Source organism: Leptospira mtsangambouensis, from assembly GCF_004770475.1.
Taxonomy (GTDB): Bacteria; Spirochaetota; Leptospiria; order Leptospirales; family Leptospiraceae; genus Leptospira_A; species Leptospira_A mtsangambouensis.
In genome coordinates, this window is the sequence record NZ_RQHK01000011.1 from 1 (window position 1) to 24,410 (window position 24,410).

A 24,410-nucleotide genomic window follows, 5' to 3' on the forward strand; every position below is an offset into this window, starting at 1 on the left:
TCGCTTCGGGACTTGCGCCCTCGCTCGGTCTGCGACACATAGGCTTCTGGCACTCCCCTTGCCTACGCAAGTGTCGTGGCCAGTCCCTAACGTCCCGTTCGGGACTCAGGGCCAGCCTACGTCGGTTAGTCTAGTTCGTTAATTGCAATTGGTCAATCAGTAGAAGAAAACGCGCAAATTTTTTTACGTGAATGTTGTCGATTCCGGCTAGAAGAAATACAACGCTATGTTACTCCATTTATGCGTGTTAAAGGATTTGTGCTTTTTTAAGAAATAAGAGAAAATTTGCGCTCAAAAGTGTTGGCTTGCGATAGAAATTTCATTAAATACAGACCAACTGCAATTAACAACGGTTTCTCGCTTCGCTTGGGTCCTTATCCGCTCGTTACGGACTTCTGTTTCGCTACGCTGAAGTCCTGCTCTTCGCGGGGCCCGCGCTCGGCCTATGGCAAATTTCCTTCCGTCACGTTTCTTGCTTCGCAAGAAAACGCGCCGACGCCAACGCCTCCTGCGGAGGCTCGGCTACAGGAAACTTCGAGAAGCCTAGTTCGTTATACGAAAGAACCGAAAAACAATTCTAAAAACTATGAAAATAATAGAACATTCATTTTATCAAAATTTCTTAGATGATTTCATTACATCCATAATTGAGAATCCTGATTTAATAAAACACATGTCTAAAAACCAATTAAAACGACCATCGGGGGAAAGAGAAATCTCGCTTAAAGAATTTTACTCACAAGAAATAGTAAAACATATACTTAACCAAGCAATGTTATTCGAAAAAATAAAATTTTGTATTAAAGAAATTAGATCAGAAATAAAAATTATCAAAAATCTAAATGATGCTTACCAAAAATTTGAAATCTATATTTCGACTATATACATTTCCATCTCAACTCTCCAAGACATTACTCTTAAGTTAATAAATGCAACAATCTTTACTGGAATTAATGAAAAATATGTTAATCAAAAAAATATTGAAGGAAATTTATTCATTAAAAACACGAAAATAAATAAGCATTTTAAAAAATTCAATAAAAATATTCAAACTATTATCTCCAGAAGGAACCAAATTATACATGAACACAAATTAGATTTCTTATACGACTTAATTGATCCTACAATACTAAGCCTTACAAAAAAAATGTCAGTATTAGAATCGGAAATCGAACCCTTCAAAAAAATTTACAAGTTAACAAAACAAGGAATTAGGGAAGAACTGAAAATCCTTTGTGATACGATTGAAACAGAAACTAGTGAAATTGAGAATAGTATAATTCCAATTTTAGACGAATTGGAAAAACTTTACAAGTGGAAACTTACAAAGATCTAAAGAGAATTGAATTAGTATTCAAAAATCAAAAATATCTTCAATTCGGTTCCTTCGTATAACAACGGCGAATCGCTTCGCTTCGGGACTTGCGCCCTCGCTCGGTCTGCGACACATAGGCTTCTGGCACTCCTCTTGCTTACGCAAGCGTCGTTCCAGTCCCTAACGTCCCGTTGGGACTCAGGGCCAGCCTACGTCGATTAGCCTAGTTCGTTATGCGCAATTTCTGAAAACTTATGAATTTAATAATAGCTCATACTCAAGAAGTAATATATTTCTATGTTATTATTTTTATAATACTATATGTTTTATGCTTATTTTTGAAAAATTGGATCTATAAAAAATTCTTTAAGTCATCTTTCCATACAGTATACTTTATTCTTGGAGATATCATTGGATTACTTGGATATATTTTATTATCAGATTACATTAACGAAAATCAATTCTTATCAAATTCGGAGCTAATCACAGATCTTTTACAATTTCCATCCTTCATTCTAAGTCATTTTCTGTTTTTTTATTTTTCATCATTAAATCAGGAAAATAAACAAATTACCAATAAATCCATCGTTTTAGGTGTTTTTACACCTATGATATTTTCAGTTTTTTATCATATTTGACTGAGACGATTAGATAGTTTAATACAATAATGGAGACTAAGGAATTAATTTTGTAAATATTATAAATAAAATAAATTCCTAAAAAAATATCAACGGACATTTTAAATTCATTGTCTCAGAATAATCAGATAATTTCCAAATATTCTAAGTTAATCCTATACATTTTCAAGTGAAGCTTAGAATGCTTAATCAGTATCTTTTTAAATTTTGAATATTAAATAAAAATCAGAAACTGCGCATAACAGCGACTAACCGCTTCACTTCGGGACTTGCGCCCTCGTTCGGTCTGCGACACATAGGCTTTTGTCACTCCTCTTGCTTACGCAAGCCTCGTGCCAATCCCTAATGTCCCGTTCCGGGACTCAGGGCCAGCCTACGTCGGTTAGTCTAATTCGTTAATTGCAATTAGTTGATCTACAGAAGAAAACGCGCAAATTTTTTTAAGAGGGTGTTGTCGATTAGCGCTTTGTAAGAGTACAATTAAAGCTGTCCTCTCCATTAAAGTGCAGTTAAAGATTTCTGCTTTTTAAGATTTAAGAGAAATTTGCGCTGGATTGTAGGACCCTTTCGACTTTTATCTTATTCTATACTAACTAACTGCAATTAACAGCGCCTTAACGCTCACTCGGGCGCTTTTCCACTGCGCCTCAGATTTCTGATGAAATCTAGGCTTTGTGGGGCCCTCCCTCGGCCTAAAGGCACATTCCGTGTTACGCTAACGCCTCCTCTAGAGGCTCAGCTACACGGAACGTCGTTAAGGCTGATTCGTTAATTGCAATTGGTCAATCAGCAGAAGAAAACGCGCAAATTTTTTTATGTGAGTGTTGTCGATTCCGGCTAGAAGAAATACAACGCTGTGTTGCTCCATTTACGCATGTTAAGGGATTTTTGCTTTTTTAAGAATTAAGAGAAAATTTGCGCTCGATTTTGTTAGCTTGCGATAAAAATTTCATTAAATACGGACCAACTGCAATTAACAACGGTTTCTCGCTTCGCTTGGGTCCTTATCCGCTCGTTACGGACTTCTGTTTCGCTACGCTGAAGTCCTACTCTTCGCGGGGCCCGCGCTCGGCCTATGGCAAATTTCCTTCCGGCACGTTTCTTGCTTCGCAAGAAAACGCGCCGACGCCAACGCCTCCTTCGGAGGCTCGGCTACAGGAAACTTCGAGAAGCCTAGTTCGTTAAGCGCAATTTTGCAAAATATTAAAATACAAGAGAATAAGAAATGAGAATACATACGCAAAGTATATCTAGAATTATTAACGACAATCTATTTATCCAAAAAATTGGCACAGTAAAAGGCAAATATAAAGGCGATTATCAAGGAATTTCTATAGAAGAATTTAATCAATGCTTAGATAATGTCCTAGAAACCACGAATAAAATATTAAACGAAGGAATTATAGATAAAATACCCTTTAATATTTCAAATTCAATCTTTAGTCAATTTAATGCGTTAATAACCCAATTCAGACAACCTTCTGAAAATATTCACCAAATCGTAGCTCAGATATTAGCTATAGATGGATTATATTTTCAATTTAACCTTTATAAAATTGATTATATAATGTTTCAAGATATAAGTACACAATTAATAACTTTTCAAAATAATGCTAATAATGAAATTTCAAATCTTACCAAAATAATCAATGATCAGGAAATTGCACTTAAAACAAAAATTGAAACACTAGACAGTAGAGAAAAGTCTCTAGACAAATTAATTACCGAAAAATCTGGAGAACTAATAAACTTAATTGAAACACGTAGAGCTAAACTAGATGAATCATTATTAAATTTTAAAAACGAATTTGAATTAATTAGATCTGACATTAAAGAAGAAAACAATTTATTCAAAGTTACTGAAACAAAAAAAATCAAGGATTTACTAAAAGAAGCAACAGATGATGCAAACTCAATAAAAAGTTTAGCAGGTGATAAAGCGGGTGATTCAATAGCTTCAGGTTTTCAGGAAAATGCAAATAATGAAAAATTTTCAAAACAAGTTTGGCAAGGTGTCTTTCTTTTTAGCATAAGCTTAATTATATTGTTCTCTTATCAAATATTCTTTCCAGATATAAAAGATGAAAACCAAAACCTTAATTATTATAAACTATTAGGAAGATTCTTATTAAGCATACCTTTGGGTATTATAGCCACATTTGCTGCAAAATATGCAAAAAACCATGAAATCTATGAAAAAAGGTATAGGCAAAAAGAATTAGATTTAAGAGCAATTAATCCTTTCATCTCACGTTTAGAAAAAGATAAAAGGGATCAGATTATTTCCGAACTAACTAAGAGTCTCTTTAATAAAGATGATTCAAATTTCGAATTGGAAAAATTTAAAGAGAATATTTCAATTGTAGATGAATTACTAAAAATTGTTAATAATGTCAATTGGAATAAAATATCTGATCCTAATTTAATTAAACCAAATAGTAAAGACTAATTATACTGTTATAACAAAACTGCGCTTAACAGCGACTAACCGCTTCGCTTCGGGACTTGCGCCCTCGCTCGGTCTGCGACACATAGGCTTCTGGCACTCCCCTTGCCTACGCAAGTGTCGTGGCCAGTCCCTAACGTCCCGTTCGGGACTCAGGGCCAGCCTACGTCGGTTAGTCTAGTTCGTTAATTGCAATTGGTCAATTCAGTAGAAGAAAACGCGCAAATTTTTTTATGTGAATGTTGTCGATTCCGGCTAGAAGAAATACAACGCTGTGTTGCTCCATTTATGCGTGTTAAAGGATTTGTGCTTTTTTAAGAAATAAGAGAAAATTTGCGCTCAAAAGTGTTGGCTTGCGATAGAAACTACATTAAATACGGACCAACTGCAATTAACATCCGCTAACCGCTCCGCTCGGGATCTTTTCCACTGCGCCCCGAACTTCTGAGGAAGTTCGTTACTTGTGGGACCCTCGCTACGGCCTAAAGGCAAATTCCGTGTCACGCTAACGCCTCCTGCAGAGGCTCAGCGACACAGAACTTCGGTTAGCTTTGGTCGTTATGCGTAATCACTTAATCAATATATGAAATGTATATACTGTCTTGAGACCAAAGAGGAAAAGGATTTTTTAAAGGAAGAGCATATTATCCCTGCAGCTTTTGGAGGCAAAACAGTTCTTCCATCACAATTTGTTTGTGATGACTGCAATTTTAAATTTGGTAGAACTATTGAAACCGATTTAACTAGTAATTCTTTTATATCTTATTTAAGAACTTACGTTGGTCCCGGAAAACGTGGTTCATTGACAAAGAAAAATGAAGTACGCACAAACATATTTGTTTTTGAAATTGATAAATTTCCCAAAGTCCTTGGATATATTAGAAAATCTAAACCAATTATAATTTCCCAATTTCTCATTGATAATAATATAAAAAATGCTCAATTCTTCTACAATTCAGAGTTTCCTGAACATGAACAATTATCAATATTTCAAGAGAATTTAGATAAAATTAGAAACTACACCTATATACCATCACTGACACTTAATGAAGAAATTATTCTTATCGGATTTCACGAGAAAAACTTCTATATCTGTGCAAAAAACAAAGACAACTTAGAGAATACTATAAACACTATAACGACTCTCCTTCAAAGTGAGAATAAAATCAATTTTGCACCAAAAGAAGAATTGAACTTATTTTTAAAGAAAGGATTAGAAATTAAAGTTAATCTGATTAATTATTACAGAGCTCATTCAAAAATTGCATTTAACTGTGCAGCCTATCTCCTCGGTAAAGACACTATGTATGATTCACAATATAACAATTGTCGAAATTGGATTAATGGAGACACCAAAGAATATGAAAAAATAATCCTAAACCAAAATTTCATAAACAACATCGAAAAAATGCTTTTAGAAAGCTTTCCTGATAAATCTCACAAAGTAATAATATTCTCAGTTTCACATTACCTAATAGGCCTTGTAAGTTTTTATGGGGCAGAATTTCCGATTACTACTTTGCTCTCAAAAAACTTTGAACCGAACAATATTCATGATGGAATAATTTGTGACTGGAAAAATCAAAAAGAATATTTGTATTCTGAATATTTGAGAAAACTAGCAGAAGAAGAAGATTTTTAAAAGTGACTACGCATAACAGCAGGGAAACGCTGCGCTTCGGCACTCACGGCCTCGCTTGGGCTGCGCCACATTCCCTTTCTGTCACTCGTTTGCATCCGCAAACTCCGTGCCAGTCCCTAACGTCCCGTTCGGGACTCAGGGTCAGGGAACGTCGTCTCCCCTAGTTCGTTAATTGCAATTGGTCAGTCAGTATAAAAAAGCGCGCAAATTTTTTATGTGAGTGTTGTCGATTTCGGCTAGAAGAAATACAACGCTGTGTTACTCCATTTACGCGTGTTAAAGGATTTGTTCTTTTTTAAGAAATAAGAAAAATTTGCGCTCAAAAGTGTTGGCTTGCGATAGAAAATTAATCGAATACGGACCAACTGCAATTAACATCCGCTAACCGCTACGCTCGGGATCTTTTCCACTGCGCCCCGGACTTCTGTGGAAGTCCGGTTCTTGTGGGACCCTCGCTACGGCCTAAAGGCAAATTCCGTGTCACGCTAACGCCTCTTACAGAGGCTCAGCTACACGGAACTTCGGTTAGCTTTGGTCGTTATGCGTAATTGCTAAAACCGGTGTAATAAAAACACTTATCAAATGAGTCTTATTCGATTACCATTTTCTCAATATTTACTTATAATTAAAGTATAGATTAACAAAAATAAATGTCTATCTGACTAACCTTTAAAGATTAAAATCTTAATTTTTAACAACACAAATGCCAGTTCTATCATAATTTACAATAATTCATGTTAGTAAAACTAAACAATTTTCTTCTCTTAAATAAATAACTTTAAAAATGAATAGTAGCGATCAGGAACAAATCTCTCGATGGAGAGAAAGATGGCTTGCAATGATTTCCTATTTCGCTTGCTACAAAATCCAGAAAAAAATGTGGTTAGATGTCAAAAATACAAACCCACATTGGTCGTTCGTCGAACTAATGTGTTGCTATTTTGATGACCTTGGCCTAAGAGAAGATGATATATGTTTAAACGAATTACTTCTAGAAAATTACATTACTAGAAAAGAATTGGATGCGGTTAAAAAACTACATCAAGAAGCTGCACTTTACTTTCCTCCAAATAGCGACGAATATAATCATCAGAATATATTAAACGACCCAAAATGGACAGAAATCATAAACTTAGCTAATGACACTAAATCTAATTTGAAAAATTTAATTAAAAACAATCTTGAACTTGAAAAACTAGATCATTATGAAATGCTATACGAGAAAATTTAAGTCATAACTTAGCAACTAAGCATAAAAGCATCTTCCCGCTACTCATAACGCCTACTACGTAGGCTCTGGGCAAAAAATTTCGTTAAAACTAGTTCGCTATGCGTTATTGCTCAGGTTTCATCTATATGACAAAAGAGACTTTGTTCCATCTCAGTTATATTTTAGGTTATCTTATATCTTATTTAATAATTCTGACTCCATCTATGGCAGAATTAGACCCATGTACAAATGGGATTCCCGATGGGTTTCTTACTTCAATTTACATAAATTTTTATATACTGATAAGTTTCTCTTTATTAGTTCTACCATTTGTAAAAATAAGTTCTAAATATTGGTTTTTTGGATTATTACACATCATAACTCTCGCTTACTTCATTTTTAAGCTAACAAATTACATATATTTTGTATCTCTGAAAGGGTATCATATTTGCAATGGTTACCAGCTTTGGAACGACTTCACTAATCCAGGAAATGAAAGTTACGGAGAATCAGATTTCTTAATTCGCCTTTTTCCTCTGTTGCTATTTTCATCACTATTTTACTTTATTTCTATCACATATGTTTCGAAATCATTCAATAAGAAAAATTCTAGATAAACGGATTTCTTTCAATAAAAATTAGTTTTAATTTATTTGATCAAAAAGCAACTACGCATAACAACGGCAAATCGCTGCACTTCGGCACTTGCGGCCTCGTTTGGGCTACGCCACATTCCTCTCCGTCACGCTTCTCGCTCCGCAAGAAGACGCGCCGACGCTAACGCCTCCTTCAGAGGCTCAGCTACGAGGAACGTCGATTAGCCTAGTTCGTTATGCGTAATTGATTAAATTAAATTTAATAAAATGAATAAAAGAATTAAAATAGAATTCCAAATCACAAAAACGGAGGCAGAAGAAATATCCAACATAGTTTTTGCAAAATATAAAGACTTTAAAATCAGAATACCTATGATATTAATACTTTCCATTCTCCTAAGTCTTACTTCATACATAACTATCTCTTATTTATACCCAATCTTCAAGTCGTCAGATCCTTTCCAAAATTCTATTATAACAATATCTCTACTCACTATTGGATTTTTCATTCTACTTTTGAAAATTAGCAATAATTCAAGGCTAAATATAATAAATATTGATGGAATGATTGGAGAATATAAATTTGTAATCGATGGAGATACTTTTTTTGAATCTGGTCCATCATTTCTCAAAGAAGAAAATTTTTCCAATATATATAAAATCGAATTCCACGATCGATATTTCTTTCTCTATGATATAGTTGGAGGATTTTATTACATTCCAGTCTTTAAAATTAAAACAGATGAAGTCTTATTACTAAGTTCAATACTAAAACAATTTACTAAAATAGAGTGAATTTAAATTTTGAACAATTGAATTAAAAAATAGTCTAAACTAAATTTTAAAATAAGAATTTATATAAATAAAATGATTCACACTTTTAAAGTATGTTTCAATAATCAAAAATTGAATTTCAAAATAATCAACTACGCATAACAGCGACTTAACGCTACGCTTCGGGACGAGCCCTCGCTCGGCCTACGGCAAATCCTCCTCCTGGCATTCGCCTTGCTTACGCAAGCTACATGCCAGTCCCTAACGTCCCGTCGGGACTCAGGGTCGGAGGACTTCGGTAAGTCTAGTTCGTTATGCGAACATTGCGGGGAAGAGTCGCCACATCCGTGTGGCGTTTTCAAGAAACCCTTAAAAAATATCGATTTGACAAATATACAAATTTTGTATATTATGGAAAATTATGAATCAGACTGTAAATATCTCTTTCAAAAAGGCCCTTTTAAAAGAAATCGATAAAATTGCAAAAAGAGAACATAGATCCAGATCTGAACTGATTCGAGAGGCAGCAAGGACTTACATTGAGAAAAAATCTAAGTGGCAAGCTATCTTCGATTTCGGTACTAAATCCGTAGAAAAATCAAATCTTACAGAAGCTGACATTTTTGGAGAAATTAAAGCTGTTAGAAGAAGTAAAAAAGCTTCTTAATGTTTAAAGTTCTCTTAGATACAAACATTTACATTTCTGCGATTTTATTTAATGGAAAACCTAAGCTAGTTTTACAAGATTTAATCGATGAAGCTTTTGTTGGATATATTTCAAATGAAATACTCGATGAAATTGAACAAACTTTAGCTAAACCTAAGTTTAAACTTCCAAATGATTTTATTCAGTTTGCTTTTGAGGAAATCAGAAATGCCACCACTATCATTAAAAATAAGCCTTTAAAGGATTATTTAAATTTAAGAGACAGGGATGATTTTCATATTCTAGAAACTGCTTTTTCAGCTAATGTAGATTTCATAATTACTGGAGATAAAGACCTTCTTACTCTTGAAAAAATAAAAGGTTTAAAAATCATCACACCTGATGAATATTTAAGAATAAAAGAGGAACTTAGCTAAGATTGCGACATCCGTGTCGCTCCCCGCAACGTCGCATAACAGCATGGAAACGCTGCGCTTCGGCACTTACGGCCTCGCTTGGGCTGCGCCACATAGGCTTTTGTCACTCCTCTTGCTTACGCAACCGTCGTGCCAATCCCTAACGTCCCGTTCCGGAACTCAGGGCCAGCCTACGTCGGTTAGTCTAGTTCGTTATGCGCAAGACCGTAAAATTAAATTTAAAATACGATCTTTTAAGCAGTTGACATTGTCTACCAATTAAACACAATAGCAATTGTGGAAAAACGCGTCTGTCATTATCCATTAAAAAAAATCAAAGAACTGATAATGGAGGGAAAGTTTTCTATTACAAAAAACGCTCAAAAGACTGCAATTGAACAATTTGGATTTGGTGAAACTGAAATTATTAATGAAGTTCTAAATTTACATAATTCTGACTTCTTTAAATCAATGACTTCTCATAATAATCATTTGCTCTGGCACGATGTTTACAAAAAGGAAAGCAATTATCATAAACTTTATATTAAAATCCAAATTTCGAACAGTAATACATTAGTTATTTCTTTTAAAGGAGATGAAAACATATGAAAGATAAAAAATGGATCGATTGTCCTGTCTGTGGTGAAACAAATTCTATGGTTTTCAAAACTGATGTCTCTGAAAATTTCAATATTAAAGATTATGGAAACCTAAAAATCAATAATCTAGAAGGTTACTATTGCAAAAATTGCAAAGACGGAATTCTTACGCGAAAATCTCAAAATCACATTAATGCTGCAATTGCTGAATTTAAGGCTAAAAAAGATGCTGAAATTACTGTAGCTGCGGATCTTATTAGTGTCGATGAAATGGCAAAGAGGTTAAAATTGTCTCGCCAATCTATTCATAAAATGATGAACATTGGAAAAATCAGATATGTTTTCGTTGGCGATATTAGATTACCTTTAAAAAACCAAAAAGTCTCTCATAAATAACGGTCCAGCGCATAACAGCAGGGAAACGCTACGTTTCGGCACAAGGCCTCGCTTGGCCTGCGGCACATTCCCTTTCTGTCACTCGCTCGCATACGCAAGCTCCGTGCCAGTCCCTAACGTCCCGGCGGGACTCAGGGTCGGGAAACGTCGAGTAGCCTAGTTCGTTAATTGCAATTGGTCAGTCTGTAGAAGAAAACGCGCAAATTTTTTATGTGAGTGTTGTCGATTTCGGCTAAAAAAAACACAACGCTGTGTTACTCCATTTACGCATCTTAAAGGATTTGTTCTTTTAAGAAATAAGAGAAAATTTGCGCTCGAATTTGTTGGCTTGCGATAGAATTTTCATTAAATACGGACCAACTGCAATTAACATCCGCTAACCGCTACGCTCGGGATCTTTTCCACTGCGCCCCGGACTTCTGTGGAAGTCAGGTTCTTGTGGGACCCTCGCTACGGCCTAAAGGCAAATTCCGTGTCAAGCTAACGCCTCTTGCAGAGGCTCAGCTACACGGAACTTCGGTTAGCTTTGGTCGTTATGCGTAATGGTCAAAATTTATTTAAGTATTTATGGAGAATTTAAATTAATGGATAAAGATTGGGAAACAGTATTTACTTCATGGGCCAATGGACCAAGTGAATCTGAGCAACAAAGAGCAGAAAATGCAGAAAGCCAAATCCGTGAAGCAATTCGTTCTAGTGACAAACTAAAAAATAGAAATATAGTCGTTTTTACGTAAGGATCATATAGAAACAGAGTAAACGTCAAAAAAGATAGTGATGTAGATATCGGAATAGTTTGTTTCGATGTATTTTTTCCTGATTATCCTGATGATAATGTAAAAGCTATATTAAACGAAAGTTTAAAAGATTCTCTGTACGAATATTCAACTTTTAAAAGCGAAATAGAAGAAGCTCTTGTTTACCGATTTGGATTTCAGAACGTAAAGCGAGGAAACAAATCATTTGATATAAAAGAAAATACTTATCGAGTAGAAGCTGATGTAGCCGCGTTTTTTGAACATAGGAGATATACGTCTGTAAATAATTACTTATCCGGTGTAGAAATGATACCAGATAATCGTTCACCTCAAATGATAAGAAATTGGCCTGAACAGCATTACAGTAATGGCGTAGCAAAAAACAATCTAACTAACAGAAAGTTTAAAAAAGTAGTAAGAATTTTAAAAACACTTTCTAATGAAATGGCACGAAATGGAATTGGATCAGCAATCTCAATACCTAGTTTTTTAATAGAATGTCTTGTGTGGAATACTCCTAACGAACGATTCAACTATCAAAATTACAAACTCTTGATACGGGAAGTTTTAGTATTTCTCTTTAACAATACTATCGAATCGAAAACTTGCGAAAATTGGGGAGAGGTTAGTGAATTGAAATATTTATTCAGGTCAAGTCAGCCTTGGACAGTCGAAACTGCTCATAAATTTTTAAACGATGCATGGAACTATGTAGGATATCAATAATGATATCACGACTTCACCTATCGTCCTTTATCGGATTAACAGTAGGCATTTGGTTACTTGCTCTCTGGTTTCAAGGAATGCCTGTATTAAGTTCAGAATTTATTAAGCCATTTAGCCTTGTTGTAGGGACAATTTCAGTTTTCGTTACAGTATTTAATAAATACTTATGGTCATGGAAAATTTTCCGAGGATGGTACGTGGATCGGCCAGACTTAAGAGGTACTTGGAAACTGGAGCTCAAAAGTGATTGGATTAATCCTAATACGGGTAAACCGATACCAACGATCCTTGGTTTTGTTACTATTCGACAAACATTAACTTCCTTAACATTCAGATTATTTACTACTGAATCCGAATCTAAATCGATTGCTTATAGCATTGAAAAGGAAGAGGATGATCAATTCAAATTAAATATCATTTACCAAAATCAACCGGAAATAGAATTACAAGGAAAAAAAAGTGAAATACATCATGGGTCTTTTATGTTAAAAATTTCAGGTAATCCGCCTTCATCACTAAAAGGTCACTATTGGACAGACAGAGGTACGAGAGGAACAATTATCTTGAACGATCGAATTGAAAAAACTTCAGATAACTATAACCATGCTAAAAAACAATACGAAGAGAACAATCCGTAATCATTGACCACTACGCATAACAGCAGGGAAACGCTGCGCTTCGGCACTTACGGCCTCGCTTGGGCTGCGCCACATTCCCTTTCTGTCACTCGCTCGCATACGCAAGCTACGTGCCAGTCCCTAACGTCCCGTTTACGGGACTCAGGGTCAGGGAACGTCGTCTCCCCTAATTCGTTATACGACATGCTAAACACCAATCTTGTAAATAAGTAATCTCAGAGAAGAAAACCGAAACATCTATGAAATTTATCTTTAATCTTCCAATTATTCTTTTACTTTCATCAATCCTTTACACGAATGAAATTGGAGCTAAGGAAAAGTTTAAACCTGAATATGACTATACAATTAATAGGAACTACCTATTTCAAGATTGTGAAGAAAAGAAAAAATGTTACGAAAGCTGCAACAATATACCTAACTACGCTATGTTTTTTAGCATTTTTACGAATTCAGTCGACTCAGATATATCTAAAAAAATAAAATTATCTTGTTTAAGTGAATGCTCCCGCACTATCTGCTATAAAAATTTCAAATAGACTACTTTTTTCAAGTTTCCTTCAATTTCAATAAAAAAGAAATTAAACCAACACAGTTGAATAAAAATGACCATTGGTGAAGCAATTAAAAAATTACGCGAACTTAACGAGCAAGCACCATTTCCTTATAAATTACCGACTCAAAAAGAAATTTCTGAAGTTGAACTTGAATTAGAAAATACATTTTCATATGATTATAAAAAATTTCTATTAGAAGCAAGTGATGTTGTTGTTGGAACCTTAGAACCATGTACCATTGTTCCAAAGAATAGTCATACATTTATAGTTAATATTGCAAAGGAAGCTTGGACTAAAATGAATGTTCCAAAAAATCTACTTCCAATTTGTGAGGACAATGGGAATTATTACTGCCTAAATAATATTAACGAAGTAGTATATTGGTCCCATGACGGAATAAGCAAAAAAAAATGAAATGATTTAGCAAGCTGGATTAAAGAAGTTTGGATTGACAGAACATAGAAAAAACAAACCTAGCTAAACGCACGTCGTATAACAACGGGGAAACGCTGCGCTTCGGCACTTACGGCCTCGCTTGGTCTGCGACACATTCCCTTTCTGTCACTCGTTTGCATTCGCAAACTCCGTGCCAGTCCCTAACGTCCCGTCACGGGACTCAGGGTCAGGGAACGTCGTTTCCCCTAGTTCGTTATGCGCAAGAAATGAAAATTCATAATTATGAGGACTCATGGACTTCGAAATTATAGGCGTATATAGTATAAAAAATGTCGCAGATGCCCATTTAATTGAAATACAGGTTAAAGACTCTATTATACCATTAAATTTGCATGAAATTACTCAACCTATTGAGAATTTAGATAGATTAAATTGGCAAATACCATATAAGGAATATCTACTAAATATCACCGGTGAAATTGTAATATCAAATGAATGGGAGAATATATCAGATGAAAAACTCACAGGATCATTCAGGATTGTATTCTTTTTTCATTTTTTAAACATTAAAAGACCACTTTCAACTCAATTTGGTGATTATAATTTACCACCAATAACTAATCTTCCAGAAAGATTAAGTGTCATTCATTATACAAAACTAGACTAAATTGAATTTAAAAAATAAACTGAAAAGTTATTTCACTAATTAATACCGAAACAATTGATTAAATTTATTAAATATTTTCCTAAATTTGAATTATCAATTTTCCCTCACAATAATAAACAATATAAATAAAATTTACTATAAAGAACATATCTTTAATAATGTTAAAAAAATCTTAATAAATACTGACACTAAAAAAAAATGAAAATTAAAAAATCAAATTCAGCAAAATATAAAATAGCATAAAAACGTGGCCACATTAAGAAATTTTCATATACTTCTATGCCTTATATTTCTTATAAATTGCCAAAGTGAAAGAGAGGAAATATTTGGAAAATCAAAAGAGACAAAGGAAAAAGAAAATGCCTGCAATCCTGCTCTAACAATACTAATATGCGATATTTACATTTATCAATCGTGTCTTAACAATCCAAACAAATATATGCCATGCTCTCAAAGTAGAGATAATTGTATAATAGAGCGTGGCTATAAATGTTCAGGCCAAACTTATTTTTAGCAAGCGTTATCAAATATAAAGAATAATTAAGGAAAATTAATTTAGTTTCCCGTTAAATCATAGAAATCATTTCCAGCGCATAACAGCGTCTTCCCGCTACGTTTCGGGACAAGCCCTCACTCGGCCTACGGCAAATTCCCTTCCGTCACGCTTCTTGCTTCGCAAGAAGGCGCGCCGACGCCAACGCCTCCTTCAGAGGCTCGGCTACAGGGAACTTCGGGAAGTCTAATTCGTTATGCGCAATGTATTAAATTAATATGAAACCTTGGAGATCTTATGGCAGAAACAGCAAATATTGCAAAAATGGCTGATATATTAGCCAAAGAAATTTTCTCAGAATTTTTTTGGCAACATGATAGTACAACAAACTCTAACTTCAATTGTGAAGATTCTGAACATGGAAAAAATACACATCCAGCAGATATTGTCTTCTTTTACGATGAACCATATCATAAATCTAGAACATATATCTTATGTGACCTAAAGAGTTATGCTAGCAACACTTTAAAATCAAAAAACCTTAATACGGAAATTGTGAGTTTGGCGCAATCAATGAGCTGTGCAGAAAAAAGCAATCAGTTCCAGAAAAGATTTTTTCATTCGAACGTTTCCCCGGAAATATCCGGACTGCTTTTTATCTATAACCATGACAATGATTATGATAAAGACTTCAATATAGTATTGGATAAAATAAAAATTGAAGATATTAATATTCCAAAGGATTCGAAAATAGTGATTCTCGGGCCTTTGGATATTTATTGGCTAGACAATGTTAGACTACAATTAATTTTTCTCAGAGGTACAAAGAAATTACCATCTTCCGAAGACTGTCGCTACTTCTATCCACATTTGGTTAGATATAAAAATATTCAATATCTGGAAGCAAAATCTGCGACACTAGAAATGTTAACTGCTCCATGGATTATACTTACTCACACAAAGGATTCGAAAAAAGGGTATACTATTTTCTATAAGAGGAAAGGAGAATCAGTGGAGGAATTTCTTTATTTTATAGATTACTTACTACACTTTCAGATTCTAATAGATGATGTTGACATTGAAGTATTTCATTTATTCGGAATTGATGAATGCATTTCACTTTTTAATAAAGCTAAAACCCAATACATTGAAAAATGCAAAGGAACTGAAGCTATCGAAAAAGCGATAAATTCCATCCAATTTTCCAGAATGCACCATATAAAAACCCGTTTTTCTGAACTTGAAATAGGAATAAACAATGTCTAAAACTAATCTAAATTATTATGCAACTGACAAAGAGATTTTCGACATTCTTATGTCCTCTAAGCTTAAGCTTTCTGAAACTACTCTACTAAACATTGCTAAGGATAGAGGCATATTATATTCTAATCACAATGATAGAGACAGTCTTTCAAATATAATTTCCCTGTTACCTCACGATTTTAATGACCTAAATTCTATTCTCGATAAATCAGAAAGTGGAAACAGATCCGAAAAAAGTACATCAGTAATCTTTAACCCCATTTCCTTAAGTGATATTAAAGAAGTATCTAATAACTACCGCGATGACGAATCAACCGAAGAAAAAATAATAATTACTCAACAAGACAATGAGATAAGCGTAAAAATAGAATATACAGAAATTGATTATACGAAAACCAGACTTATTCAAAGAAGAACAAAAGAAGCAGAGATCAAATTTATCAAAAAAGATGATAAGATTATCGCCAGGTTACCAGCAAATGACAGAGCAAGGAAAATTCTTGCAGATTTACAAAATAAAATAGAGGAGAAACTAAAAACTCAGATCACAAAAGAAATAATTTCATTGGAAAACATAAATGATCCAGTCTTACGAACAAAATTTTTCACCCAACTAATTTCATCAATTGATGATTTCAAACTTGAAACAGTTACTAGTCTAAAAATAGAGTCAAATCAATTCGATGAAACACCAGAATTAGAAGATGATCAAGATATAGAAGAAGCAAAATCTCAAATGCTTTCCGCTGTAAAAAATGTGCTCTTAAAAGGAAACAATCTACTTTCCACCCCCGAATACCAACAATTAAGAAGTAAAGGATTTTATATAAGCTCCATTATATGGAGATCAAAACAATCGTCTGATCCTTATGCTATATATGAATTTGAAGCAGGTTTCGACGATCCATTTAAATGCAAGAACTTCAAATATAACATAAGAGGAATCTTTACATTAAATAAGCATGAATATGTAAAAAGAATAAAATCAGTATCACAAGCTGAACAGCAATTATTACTTTCAATAATAGAAGAATCAGCGAGCAGAAATTTCCAAACTATTTGCAAAGAGCATGAAAATCCGGAGGGAACTTAAATGGTACGTATTAAATGGTATCAAGCGAATTGGCCTTATACAATGGAAGTTTTGAAGAATAAAATATCGAAAGATAAATTTTCTACCGGATCCAACTCTGGATTCTTGATTGATAAATATAGAAAAAACCTTATAGAAGGAAGATATATAGAAAAAATTGAAATAAAAAGAATAACAGAAAGTCCAATTGGAGAAATTTCTGAATTTACGGAGATATATTTTCAGATCGTTCATTTTATATTGAGCGATGAATATCCCCAACTAGAAATACACAATTCTCCGAGAAGCCTCAATCAATTCTTAAATAAATTACAATTTTTTTCAGATTTCAAAATATCCGTTGAGCCAATTGAAATCAATTTGTACAAATGGACTCTACAATTTGAAAAAAATAATTTGGCAAAAATTTCCATTAACTCTATTCAAATATCAAACTTTGATTCAGAAAATCAAATACATATAAAAACAACAGTAAACGGAAATTATGACTTAAAAAATCGTCTTAAAGAATATCAAAGAAACAAATATTCTATTGATAAAATACATTCCATAATTGAAATTGAAAACTTCAAAATTAGCTTAAATTTACAAAGAAACGGCTCTGCTCAAATTATCTTTAATGATAAACCAGAACTTATACAGGTTTTCAGAAATTCACTAGCAATACACGGCGCATAACAGCGCGGAAACGCTGCGCTTCGGCACTACGGCCTCGCTTGGTCTGCGACACATTCCCCTTCTGGCACTCGCTTGCATACGCAAGCTACGTGACCAGTCCCTAACGTCCCGTTGGGACTCAGGGTCGGGGAACGTCGTCTCCGCTAATTCGTTATGTGCAATAGGCTAAAATTCAATGAATGAAACAAAAGAAAATTTTAACTTTGAAAAAGATTTAATTTATATTGATTCAAATATAATAAACTATCTGCACAATAAAGACAGGTTAGAAAAAAATCTAAAATCATCAATTCAATGCTTTGAAATTCTGCTCGAAAGACTATTAGCTGAAAACATCGTCAAAATTTCTTATAGCCATGCGCATTATTTAGATATAAACCAAGGACCTATACAATTTATTGAACGAGACTTAGAGAACTTATTTAAAATAACGAAAGGAACGAGAATACAAGAAGATTATTTTGATGATTTTAAATTAAAAATTTTTCAAATATCAGATATCAAAGCTGATTTCAAATACTGCATTGAACAAACAAATAATTCAAATCCATTGGCTTTCATTCTCAAGCCTTTAAATTTGATTGTTCAAACAGGAATTAAAGTTTCATCGTTCTTTGTTCAAAACAAAAAACATAAGGATCTGATAAATAAATTCGCCGATGCGATGAGCGATTTCGATAATGGCCTCGAAATTTTACGAATAAATAAAGAGATGCGAAGCAATTTTCAAAACTTTTCTGGTATAAAAGTCTCTTTTCCGAATGTACATCAACTCCCTAAGAAAAAACAAACTATTGATGTAAAGGAAATGGCAAACGAAGCTTTAAAAAACTCATTCTTTCACATCATCTTTAAGAACTATCAAGATTTTTTTGAGTTCAACAAAACAATTAACAATACAGTTACCTCGAAATTTAATCAATGGATTCTAAAATTAACGTCATTAGCTGAGTTTATTGGATTAGTCTCCGAAGAATTAAAAAGTCCAACAGCCTTCGGAAGTATAACGAACGACAATATTCATCTAACTTATTGGATTAAGCTGTCAATTTTTTCTTACAGCAGATACTCGATTATATAAAAAAGCAAAATTTATAATAAACTGGCTAAACCTGAAATCTCGGGTATTTTTGGTAGATGAATTTATCGAATATGTTCTCGAAAGCATATATCTATCTTCATTGGATTTAGGTTTAGAAGCAAAATCTACAAAATTTATTTTTAACGATAGTAATGGTAATGCAATCAAAGAGTATATTGTAACTATATAATTACAAATAGCCTACTGCACATAACAGCGTCTACTCACTGCGCTTCGGCACTTACGGCCTTGCTTGGCCTGCGGCACATTCCTCTCCGTCACGCTTCTCGCTCCGCAAGAAGACGCGCCGACGCTAACGCCTGCTCCGCAGGCTCAGCTACGAGGAACGTCGAGTAGACTAGTTCGTTAATCGCAATGCCTTAAGGATTTAACTATGAAACCAGAAAATATTTTTTATATAAATTGGAACAATAGAGACAATATCTCTAGCGGAGAGACAGTTTATAGTCAATTTCAACATCCGGATTTCGGATTACTTTTAATAAGTCACGAAGCATTTTCCGAAGAATATTCAACAATCAATAAAGATGATTATTATAAATTTCAATCTATATTACGAAGATATTTTTTATCAAACAAAGAAATTGTTATCTGTAGCAAAGAAGAAAAAAATAATTACATAAAAAATGGAAGTACTCGCAAAACTATAATCACTTTAGCTGAATTATTAAATGAGTTTCCGAAAAATATTCTTGATAAGCAAGGATATGCCTTAAGAAATTTAGCAAAAATTGACCCTAACTACGGAAGTTTAATACGTAACTTTAGTACTTATGATCTATATGCTAAGAATGAATCTGAAGCACTCTTTATATTACAGATTTTAAAAGATAAAAATCAAATCGATTTTAAAAGCGTAATTATCAACAATCAAATTACCAAAGGTAGTACGATAATTATTAAAGAACAAGGATGGATTGCAATAGAAGAATTTGAAAAATCATCCAATTCCGAACAAGTATTTATAGCAATTTCGTTCGATCCCTCTATGAACGAAGCATCTCTGGAAATCGAAAAAGCATGTCGGATGAATGGGTATATTCCAATAAGAATAGACAACAAAGAACATAACAATGAAATTTCAGGCGAAATACTTTACGAAATTAAAAGAAGTAAATTTTTGATTTCGGAGGTAACAGGTCAAAGACATGGAGTTTATTTCGAAGCTGGATTTGCAATGGGACTCGGCATCCCTGTAATTTGGTGTTGCAATGAATCTGATTTAGTAAACGTACATTTTGATACAAGACAGTACAACCATATTGTTTGGAAAGATAAGAACGAATTACTAGAGAAATTAGAGAAAAGAATAAGAGCTACAGTATAAAAGGCACTGCGATTAACAGCACCTTCCCGCTACGCTTCGGCACAAGGCCTCGCTCGGGCTGCGCCAAATTGTCCTCCTGTCACTCGCTCGCATACGCAAGCTACGTGCCAGTCCCTAACGTCCCATTCGGGACTCAGGGTCGGACAACTTCGGGAAGGCTAGTTCGTTATGCGAAATGAATTAAAATTTACAAAAGGAAAAAAAATGAAAATTACATCAATAGATAAAGATATAAAACAATTATTCAGCTCTGGTTTTTATAAAATTCCAAGATTCCAAAGGCCATATTCCTGGGATAGAGATAACTTAGATGAATTTTGGAATGATGTAAATGATAATGATGGTGGTGATTATTTTCTTGGATCAATGGTAGTCTACAAAAATGACAACGAATCCTTTAACCTAGTAGATGGACAACAAAGACTTACTACAATAACTATACTTTTATGTGCAATCAGAAATAGGTTTTTCGAACTCGGAGAAGATAATTTAGCAAAAGGTATTCACACAGTCGTTGAAAAACCAGACATTATACATAAACAACAATATGTAATTCAGACTGAAACTTCTCATCCGTATTTCCAGTTATATATTCAAAATTACGAAAAACCCGATCATTCACCTAAAATAAGAACCGAAGAAAAAAAATTAAACGAAGCATTCATATTTTTCAAAGAGAAGTTAAAGGATTTAGAAAGTCCAAATAAACCCAAAGAAGTCCAAAGTTTAACTAATTTACGAATTAAACTCTTAAGCTTAAGCTTGGTTTATATAGAACTGGATAGCGAAGAAGATGCTTACGTAATTTTCGAAACATTAAATACGAGAGGCAAAGACCTTGCGGCTTCCGATTTAATTAAAAATCTTTATACGAAACTAATAAAAAATGCAAACAAAAACCTCGATATTGTTAAGGAAAAATGGGCAATAATCTATGAGAACATACAAAGTATATCCAATACTACTCACCCAGATCAATTCATGCTTCACTTTTGGCTTTCTCAAGGAAAGTACATTAATCTCAAAAATCTATATAAGAACTATAAATTAAGAATAAAGCCTTCAAACGCGAAAAATGAATTAGATAATCTCGTTAACAACAGCAAGTATTATAGAGACATTTTATCACCTCAAAAATACAAAGATTCAAAATTAAAGAGAAAAGTATTATTGAAATTGAAAATATTCAAAAATGGTAGAGTTGATTCAATTCAGGTTTTAAATACAGCAATTGAGCAAGAATTCATTGATTCAGCTTTAACAATAGTCTCAAGAACTACATTTTCCCCTGGAGTTTATAAAAACAAAAATGTAAACTGTTATCACACAATTCCAATTAACTTCAGCATGGATGAAGATGAAGATTAAATATATCTAATTAAAAAAAATACTTCGCATAACAGCGACTTACTGCTTCGCTTCGGGACGAGCCCTCGCTTGGGCTACGCCAAATTGTCCTCCTGTCACTCGCCTGCATACGCAAGCTACGTGCCAGTCCCTAACGTCCCATTCGGGACTCAGGGTCGGACAACTTCAGTAAGTCTAGTTCGTTAGTCGCAATCGCAAAAACAATATGAAAATAACAGAAATAATACCTTCCATAATAAAAAATTCACTTCAACCCACTATAAAATTTGATATATCTATTGAATTTGATAGCAATACTTGCTTACCTATTAATTATCATTCATCCATATTTACGACTGATAAAAAATTCATTTCCAATTTAGAAAAAATTTCCTTATTCGAAAACAATCGAACTAATACTTTAAGTAATACACTATCTAGGGGAGCAGGCAGAAGAGAAAATTTAGAAATATTTAGTATTTCATTAGTATGGAGAATTTCCAACGTTGAATTAGAATATCTCGAAAACTTACGAAATGAAGGAAATTTAAAATTAAATATAACTACTTCTATAAACTATTTAGAGAATAATTTTTCTATATCGAATATAAAATATGGAAAAATTAGAGACCAAAACATAGATAAAGACATTTTATTTTATGAATATGATGCAAATTATCACCCACTTCACACGGACATGAATCTTATTTCAGTAAATTCAAATAGAGATTTCCTAAAATCAAAAACTGAAACTATCAACTACTCACTAGAGATAAAAAGTTCCGATTGGTTAAATGACTTTGCTCCTAACCTTGGATTGGGCAATTTTTTTGTTATAAAAATTCCCACAAATAACAATACCCTAAAAAATGCATGGAATTATATACGCAATGGAGAAAAATCACTGTTAGAATGCAATTATAAAGGAGTTTTAGCAAATTGTAGAGAATGTATATCGGCAATAGATAAAAATGTAAAATCCAATTCCTTTTACCAACGAAATTTTTTCTTTAAAGAAAAATGGAATCGGAAAATTAGCCATTACCTATCATTAGGTCTTCATTTAGAAGATATCAATGAAAGTTCCGAAGAAATTCATAGTATTTCTAAAGCCGATGCTCATTTTGCTTTATTTTCAACAAAAGCTTTTTTAAATTATTACGAAGAGATACGACAAGATCTTAACTAAATGCGACAGCGACTAACAACGGGGAAACGCTGCGCTGCGGCACTTACGGCCTTGCTTGGGCTGCGCCACATTCCCTTTCTGTCACTCGTTTGCATACGCAAACTCCGTGCCAGTCCCTAACGTCCCGTCCGGGACTCAGGGTCAGGGAACGTCGTCTCCCCTAGTTCGTTATGCGCCATTTTTCTAATTATATCAAAAAAATAAAAAATGAAAGAATTTTAGAAATTGGCGATTACGAAAATTTAAATATTATTCCTTTCCTAGTGTCGGCAGAGATCTCAATTCAACTAGCATATAGACTCAAACAAATAAAACAGAATAATACTATTCTATTCAACGGTAACTTCATGTTAAAACGATTATTTCTAGCTTCACTATTCTTATTCAGTTCTTGTATTACTCCCTGGAACGGGTATAAAAATGTCGAGAAAAATGAATATAGGCAAGGAATCCTTGTAATTAGGGAAACTCCACTATATGAATATCCGATTGAAAATAAAAAATATCAAATTGCCAAATGCAAGGAAGGGGCCTTGTTTGAAGTAGATGATAGCTACTTTAATAAAGATTTAATTATTCATGATGAAATAGCTACAAGTTATTATAAAGTTAAATGCGAAAACAAAGATGGTTTCCTTCCTTATTTAGGAAGCTATTCGTTTCTGAATGTGCTGAAAGCGAATTCTGCTAAAGAACTATCTAATGTCGATGTCAATTCCTTTAAAACCTTATCTATTTTCCAAGAAAAAATTTCGGGAGAACCATATTTAACAGATACTAAATTATCTTTTGTAATCTATGGCGATTTTGATTATTTAAAATCAGCAAGAGTCTGGTTAGATATTTCTGATAATAGCGATACTATTTACAAGGAACAATATCGAATCACAAAAGTTAATAGTGATTATACAGAATTCACACTTGTTTCTAAGAAAAATGTAACAATAAAAATCTCTCGTATAGACGAAAGAAATTCAAAAATTTCGGGAGTTCCACTCTTGAAGGATAGCAAAGAAACCATCGTGAAACGATACAATATTATAAAAGATTGGAATTCGTATCTAAGTCCTTGATTAGCATCTCAGTTCAGGCTATATCTTCATTTTAATGATAGAATTTTCATACCTGTTTAAAAAAAAATGAAACTTAAAGATTTTAAAGGATTTACTACGAGTAAATTTTAAATTCTAGTCTTGATTTTAGATATTTAAATCAGATCAAGTTCAATTCTGTTCTATATTTTTCGAGTTAGAAATAGAATTTAAGCTTAAAAAACGGCGCATAACAGCGACTTACCGCTTCGCTTCGGGACGAGCCCTCGCTCGGCCTGCGGCAAATTGTCCTCCTGGCATTCGCCTTGCTTACGCAAGCTACATGCCAGTCCCTAACGTCCCACAGGGACTCAGGGTCGGACAACTTCGGTAAGTCTAGTTCGTTATGCGAAATAAAACAAAATTAATCTAAGAATATGAATCCTTTAAGTGTATTAGAAGCAATTGGT

The 24,410-nt window shown here is 33.6% G+C and carries 24 protein-coding genes; 23 read left to right on the top strand and 1 reads right to left on the bottom strand.

The window, feature by feature from the left end:
* Positions 1-586: 586 nt before the first annotated feature.
* The 5 genes from EHR01_RS10530 to EHR01_RS10545 all read left to right on the top strand — a co-directional run bounded on the left by EHR01_RS10530 (position 587) and on the right by EHR01_RS10545 (position 7,272).
* A complete protein-coding gene (locus EHR01_RS10530; protein WP_135694752.1) occupies positions 587-1,336 on the top strand; it encodes a Cthe_2314 family HEPN domain-containing protein in 750 nt (249 codons plus the stop codon).
* A 317-nt stretch (positions 1,337-1,653) separates the two neighbouring features.
* Entirely contained in the window at positions 1,654-1,953 is a 300-nt protein-coding gene (locus tag EHR01_RS19210; RefSeq protein ID WP_167482947.1) for a hypothetical protein, read from the top strand.
* Positions 1,954-3,178: 1,225 nt separating this feature from the next.
* Entirely contained in the window at positions 3,179-4,402 is a 1,224-nt protein-coding gene (locus EHR01_RS10535) for a hypothetical protein (RefSeq protein WP_135694753.1), read from the top strand.
* A gap of 580 nt (positions 4,403-4,982) precedes the next feature.
* The gene (locus tag EHR01_RS10540; protein ID WP_135694754.1) at positions 4,983-6,041 is read left to right on the top strand and encodes an HNH endonuclease; all 1,059 of its coding nucleotides are present in this window, start codon (positions 4,983-4,985) and stop codon (positions 6,039-6,041) included.
* A 784-nt stretch (positions 6,042-6,825) separates the two neighbouring features.
* Positions 6,826-7,272 (top strand): hypothetical protein, encoded by a 447-nt coding sequence (locus EHR01_RS10545; RefSeq protein ID WP_135694755.1) that lies wholly within the window; start codon positions 6,826-6,828, stop codon positions 7,270-7,272.
* An 823-nt stretch (positions 7,273-8,095) separates the two neighbouring features.
* On the opposite strand, the gene EHR01_RS19215 is transcribed toward EHR01_RS10545, so the two are convergent.
* Complete coding sequence (locus EHR01_RS19215; protein ID WP_167482948.1) at positions 8,096-8,239, bottom strand: hypothetical protein; 144 nt, start codon at positions 8,237-8,239, stop codon at positions 8,096-8,098.
* A gap of 124 nt (positions 8,240-8,363) precedes the next feature.
* Between EHR01_RS19215 and EHR01_RS10550 the strand changes: the two genes are divergently transcribed.
* The 18 genes from EHR01_RS10550 to EHR01_RS10640 all read left to right on the top strand — a co-directional run bounded on the left by EHR01_RS10550 (position 8,364) and on the right by EHR01_RS10640 (position 23,982).
* Positions 8,364-8,642: a hypothetical protein gene (locus EHR01_RS10550; RefSeq protein WP_135694756.1), complete on the top strand. Its 279-nt coding sequence runs from the start codon at positions 8,364-8,366 to the stop codon at positions 8,640-8,642.
* A 400-nt stretch (positions 8,643-9,042) separates the two neighbouring features.
* On the top strand, positions 9,043-9,288 hold the full coding sequence (locus tag EHR01_RS10555; RefSeq protein WP_135694757.1) for a CopG family ribbon-helix-helix protein: 246 nt from the start codon (positions 9,043-9,045) through the stop codon (positions 9,286-9,288).
* Positions 9,288-9,704, top strand: a complete 417-nt coding sequence (locus tag EHR01_RS10560) for a putative toxin-antitoxin system toxin component, PIN family (protein WP_135694758.1) — start codon at positions 9,288-9,290, stop codon at positions 9,702-9,704. The genes EHR01_RS10555 and EHR01_RS10560 overlap by 1 nt, the downstream gene beginning before the upstream one ends.
* Positions 9,705-9,980: 276 nt before the next feature.
* Positions 9,981-10,292, top strand: a complete 312-nt coding sequence (locus EHR01_RS10570) for a type II toxin-antitoxin system MqsR family toxin (RefSeq protein ID WP_135588813.1) — start codon at positions 9,981-9,983, stop codon at positions 10,290-10,292.
* Positions 10,289-10,678 carry a type II toxin-antitoxin system MqsA family antitoxin gene (locus EHR01_RS10575; protein ID WP_135694760.1) on the top strand — a complete coding sequence of 130 codons (390 nt, stop codon included), beginning with the start codon at positions 10,289-10,291 and terminating at the stop codon, positions 10,676-10,678. The genes EHR01_RS10570 and EHR01_RS10575 overlap by 4 nt, the downstream gene beginning before the upstream one ends.
* A 584-nt stretch (positions 10,679-11,262) precedes the next feature.
* Positions 11,263-11,415 (top strand): hypothetical protein, encoded by a 153-nt coding sequence (locus EHR01_RS19255; protein WP_208721764.1) that lies wholly within the window; start codon positions 11,263-11,265, stop codon positions 11,413-11,415.
* A gap of 327 nt (positions 11,416-11,742) precedes the next feature.
* Complete coding sequence (locus tag EHR01_RS19260) at positions 11,743-12,162, top strand: nucleotidyltransferase-like protein (protein ID WP_208721765.1); 420 nt, start codon at positions 11,743-11,745, stop codon at positions 12,160-12,162.
* Positions 12,162-12,800 (top strand): Cap15 family cyclic dinucleotide receptor domain-containing protein, encoded by a 639-nt coding sequence (locus EHR01_RS10585; protein ID WP_135694761.1) that lies wholly within the window; start codon positions 12,162-12,164, stop codon positions 12,798-12,800. Before EHR01_RS19260 ends, EHR01_RS10585 begins: the two co-directional genes overlap by 1 nt.
* A 602-nt stretch (positions 12,801-13,402) precedes the next feature.
* On the top strand, positions 13,403-13,768 hold the full coding sequence (locus EHR01_RS10595; RefSeq protein ID WP_135694763.1) for an SMI1/KNR4 family protein: 366 nt from the start codon (positions 13,403-13,405) through the stop codon (positions 13,766-13,768).
* A 274-nt stretch (positions 13,769-14,042) separates the two neighbouring features.
* A complete protein-coding gene (locus EHR01_RS10600) occupies positions 14,043-14,417 on the top strand; it encodes a hypothetical protein (RefSeq protein WP_135694764.1) in 375 nt (124 codons plus the stop codon).
* Positions 14,418-15,207: 790 nt separating this feature from the next.
* Entirely contained in the window at positions 15,208-16,176 is a 969-nt protein-coding gene (locus tag EHR01_RS10605; protein WP_135694765.1) for a PD-(D/E)XK nuclease domain-containing protein, read from the top strand.
* Positions 16,169-17,266, top strand: a complete 1,098-nt coding sequence (locus tag EHR01_RS10610; protein ID WP_135694766.1) for a hypothetical protein — start codon at positions 16,169-16,171, stop codon at positions 17,264-17,266. Before EHR01_RS10605 ends, EHR01_RS10610 begins: the two co-directional genes overlap by 8 nt.
* The gene (locus tag EHR01_RS10615) at positions 17,267-17,944 is read left to right on the top strand and encodes a hypothetical protein (protein WP_135694767.1); all 678 of its coding nucleotides are present in this window, start codon (positions 17,267-17,269) and stop codon (positions 17,942-17,944) included.
* Positions 17,945-18,119: 175 nt separating this feature from the next.
* Positions 18,120-19,025 (top strand): hypothetical protein, encoded by a 906-nt coding sequence (locus tag EHR01_RS19315; protein ID WP_244310071.1) that lies wholly within the window; start codon positions 18,120-18,122, stop codon positions 19,023-19,025.
* A gap of 394 nt (positions 19,026-19,419) precedes the next feature.
* A complete protein-coding gene (locus tag EHR01_RS19320) occupies positions 19,420-20,373 on the top strand; it encodes a TIR domain-containing protein (protein WP_244310072.1) in 954 nt (317 codons plus the stop codon).
* A 168-nt stretch (positions 20,374-20,541) separates the two neighbouring features.
* Positions 20,542-21,741: a GmrSD restriction endonuclease domain-containing protein gene (locus tag EHR01_RS10630; RefSeq protein WP_135694768.1), complete on the top strand. Its 1,200-nt coding sequence runs from the start codon at positions 20,542-20,544 to the stop codon at positions 21,739-21,741.
* A 205-nt stretch (positions 21,742-21,946) separates the two neighbouring features.
* Entirely contained in the window at positions 21,947-22,909 is a 963-nt protein-coding gene (locus EHR01_RS10635) for a hypothetical protein (RefSeq protein WP_135694769.1), read from the top strand.
* A gap of 170 nt (positions 22,910-23,079) precedes the next feature.
* Complete coding sequence (locus EHR01_RS10640) at positions 23,080-23,982, top strand: hypothetical protein (protein WP_167482949.1); 903 nt, start codon at positions 23,080-23,082, stop codon at positions 23,980-23,982.
* Positions 23,983-24,410 lie beyond the last annotated feature (428 nt).

Coding starts and splice junctions, on each gene's coding strand:
- EHR01_RS10530 (WP_135694752.1), top strand. CDS start 587: ATGAAAATAATAGAACATTCATTTTATCAAAATTTCTTAGATGATTTC.
- EHR01_RS10535 (WP_135694753.1), top strand. CDS start 3,179: ATGAGAATACATACGCAAAGTATATCTAGAATTATTAACGACAATCTA.
- EHR01_RS10540 (WP_135694754.1), top strand. CDS start 4,983: ATGAAATGTATATACTGTCTTGAGACCAAAGAGGAAAAGGATTTTTTA.
- EHR01_RS10545 (WP_135694755.1), top strand. CDS start 6,826: ATGAATAGTAGCGATCAGGAACAAATCTCTCGATGGAGAGAAAGATGG.
- EHR01_RS19215 (WP_167482948.1), bottom strand. CDS start 8,239: ATGGAAAGTATTAATATCATAGGTATTCTGATTTTAAAGTCTTTATAT.
- EHR01_RS10555 (WP_135694757.1), top strand. CDS start 9,043: ATGAATCAGACTGTAAATATCTCTTTCAAAAAGGCCCTTTTAAAAGAA.
- EHR01_RS10560 (WP_135694758.1), top strand. CDS start 9,288: ATGTTTAAAGTTCTCTTAGATACAAACATTTACATTTCTGCGATTTTA.
- EHR01_RS10575 (WP_135694760.1), top strand. CDS start 10,289: ATGAAAGATAAAAAATGGATCGATTGTCCTGTCTGTGGTGAAACAAAT.
- EHR01_RS19255 (WP_208721764.1), top strand. CDS start 11,263: ATGGATAAAGATTGGGAAACAGTATTTACTTCATGGGCCAATGGACCA.
- EHR01_RS19260 (WP_208721765.1), top strand. CDS start 11,743: ATGATACCAGATAATCGTTCACCTCAAATGATAAGAAATTGGCCTGAA.
- EHR01_RS10585 (WP_135694761.1), top strand. CDS start 12,162: ATGATATCACGACTTCACCTATCGTCCTTTATCGGATTAACAGTAGGC.
- EHR01_RS10595 (WP_135694763.1), top strand. CDS start 13,403: ATGACCATTGGTGAAGCAATTAAAAAATTACGCGAACTTAACGAGCAA.
- EHR01_RS10600 (WP_135694764.1), top strand. CDS start 14,043: ATGGACTTCGAAATTATAGGCGTATATAGTATAAAAAATGTCGCAGAT.
- EHR01_RS10605 (WP_135694765.1), top strand. CDS start 15,208: ATGGCAGAAACAGCAAATATTGCAAAAATGGCTGATATATTAGCCAAA.
- EHR01_RS10610 (WP_135694766.1), top strand. CDS start 16,169: ATGTCTAAAACTAATCTAAATTATTATGCAACTGACAAAGAGATTTTC.
- EHR01_RS10615 (WP_135694767.1), top strand. CDS start 17,267: ATGGTACGTATTAAATGGTATCAAGCGAATTGGCCTTATACAATGGAA.
- EHR01_RS19315 (WP_244310071.1), top strand. CDS start 18,120: ATGAATGAAACAAAAGAAAATTTTAACTTTGAAAAAGATTTAATTTAT.
- EHR01_RS19320 (WP_244310072.1), top strand. CDS start 19,420: ATGAAACCAGAAAATATTTTTTATATAAATTGGAACAATAGAGACAAT.
- EHR01_RS10630 (WP_135694768.1), top strand. CDS start 20,542: ATGCGAAATGAATTAAAATTTACAAAAGGAAAAAAAATGAAAATTACA.
- EHR01_RS10635 (WP_135694769.1), top strand. CDS start 21,947: ATGAAAATAACAGAAATAATACCTTCCATAATAAAAAATTCACTTCAA.
- EHR01_RS10640 (WP_167482949.1), top strand. CDS start 23,080: ATGCGCCATTTTTCTAATTATATCAAAAAAATAAAAAATGAAAGAATT.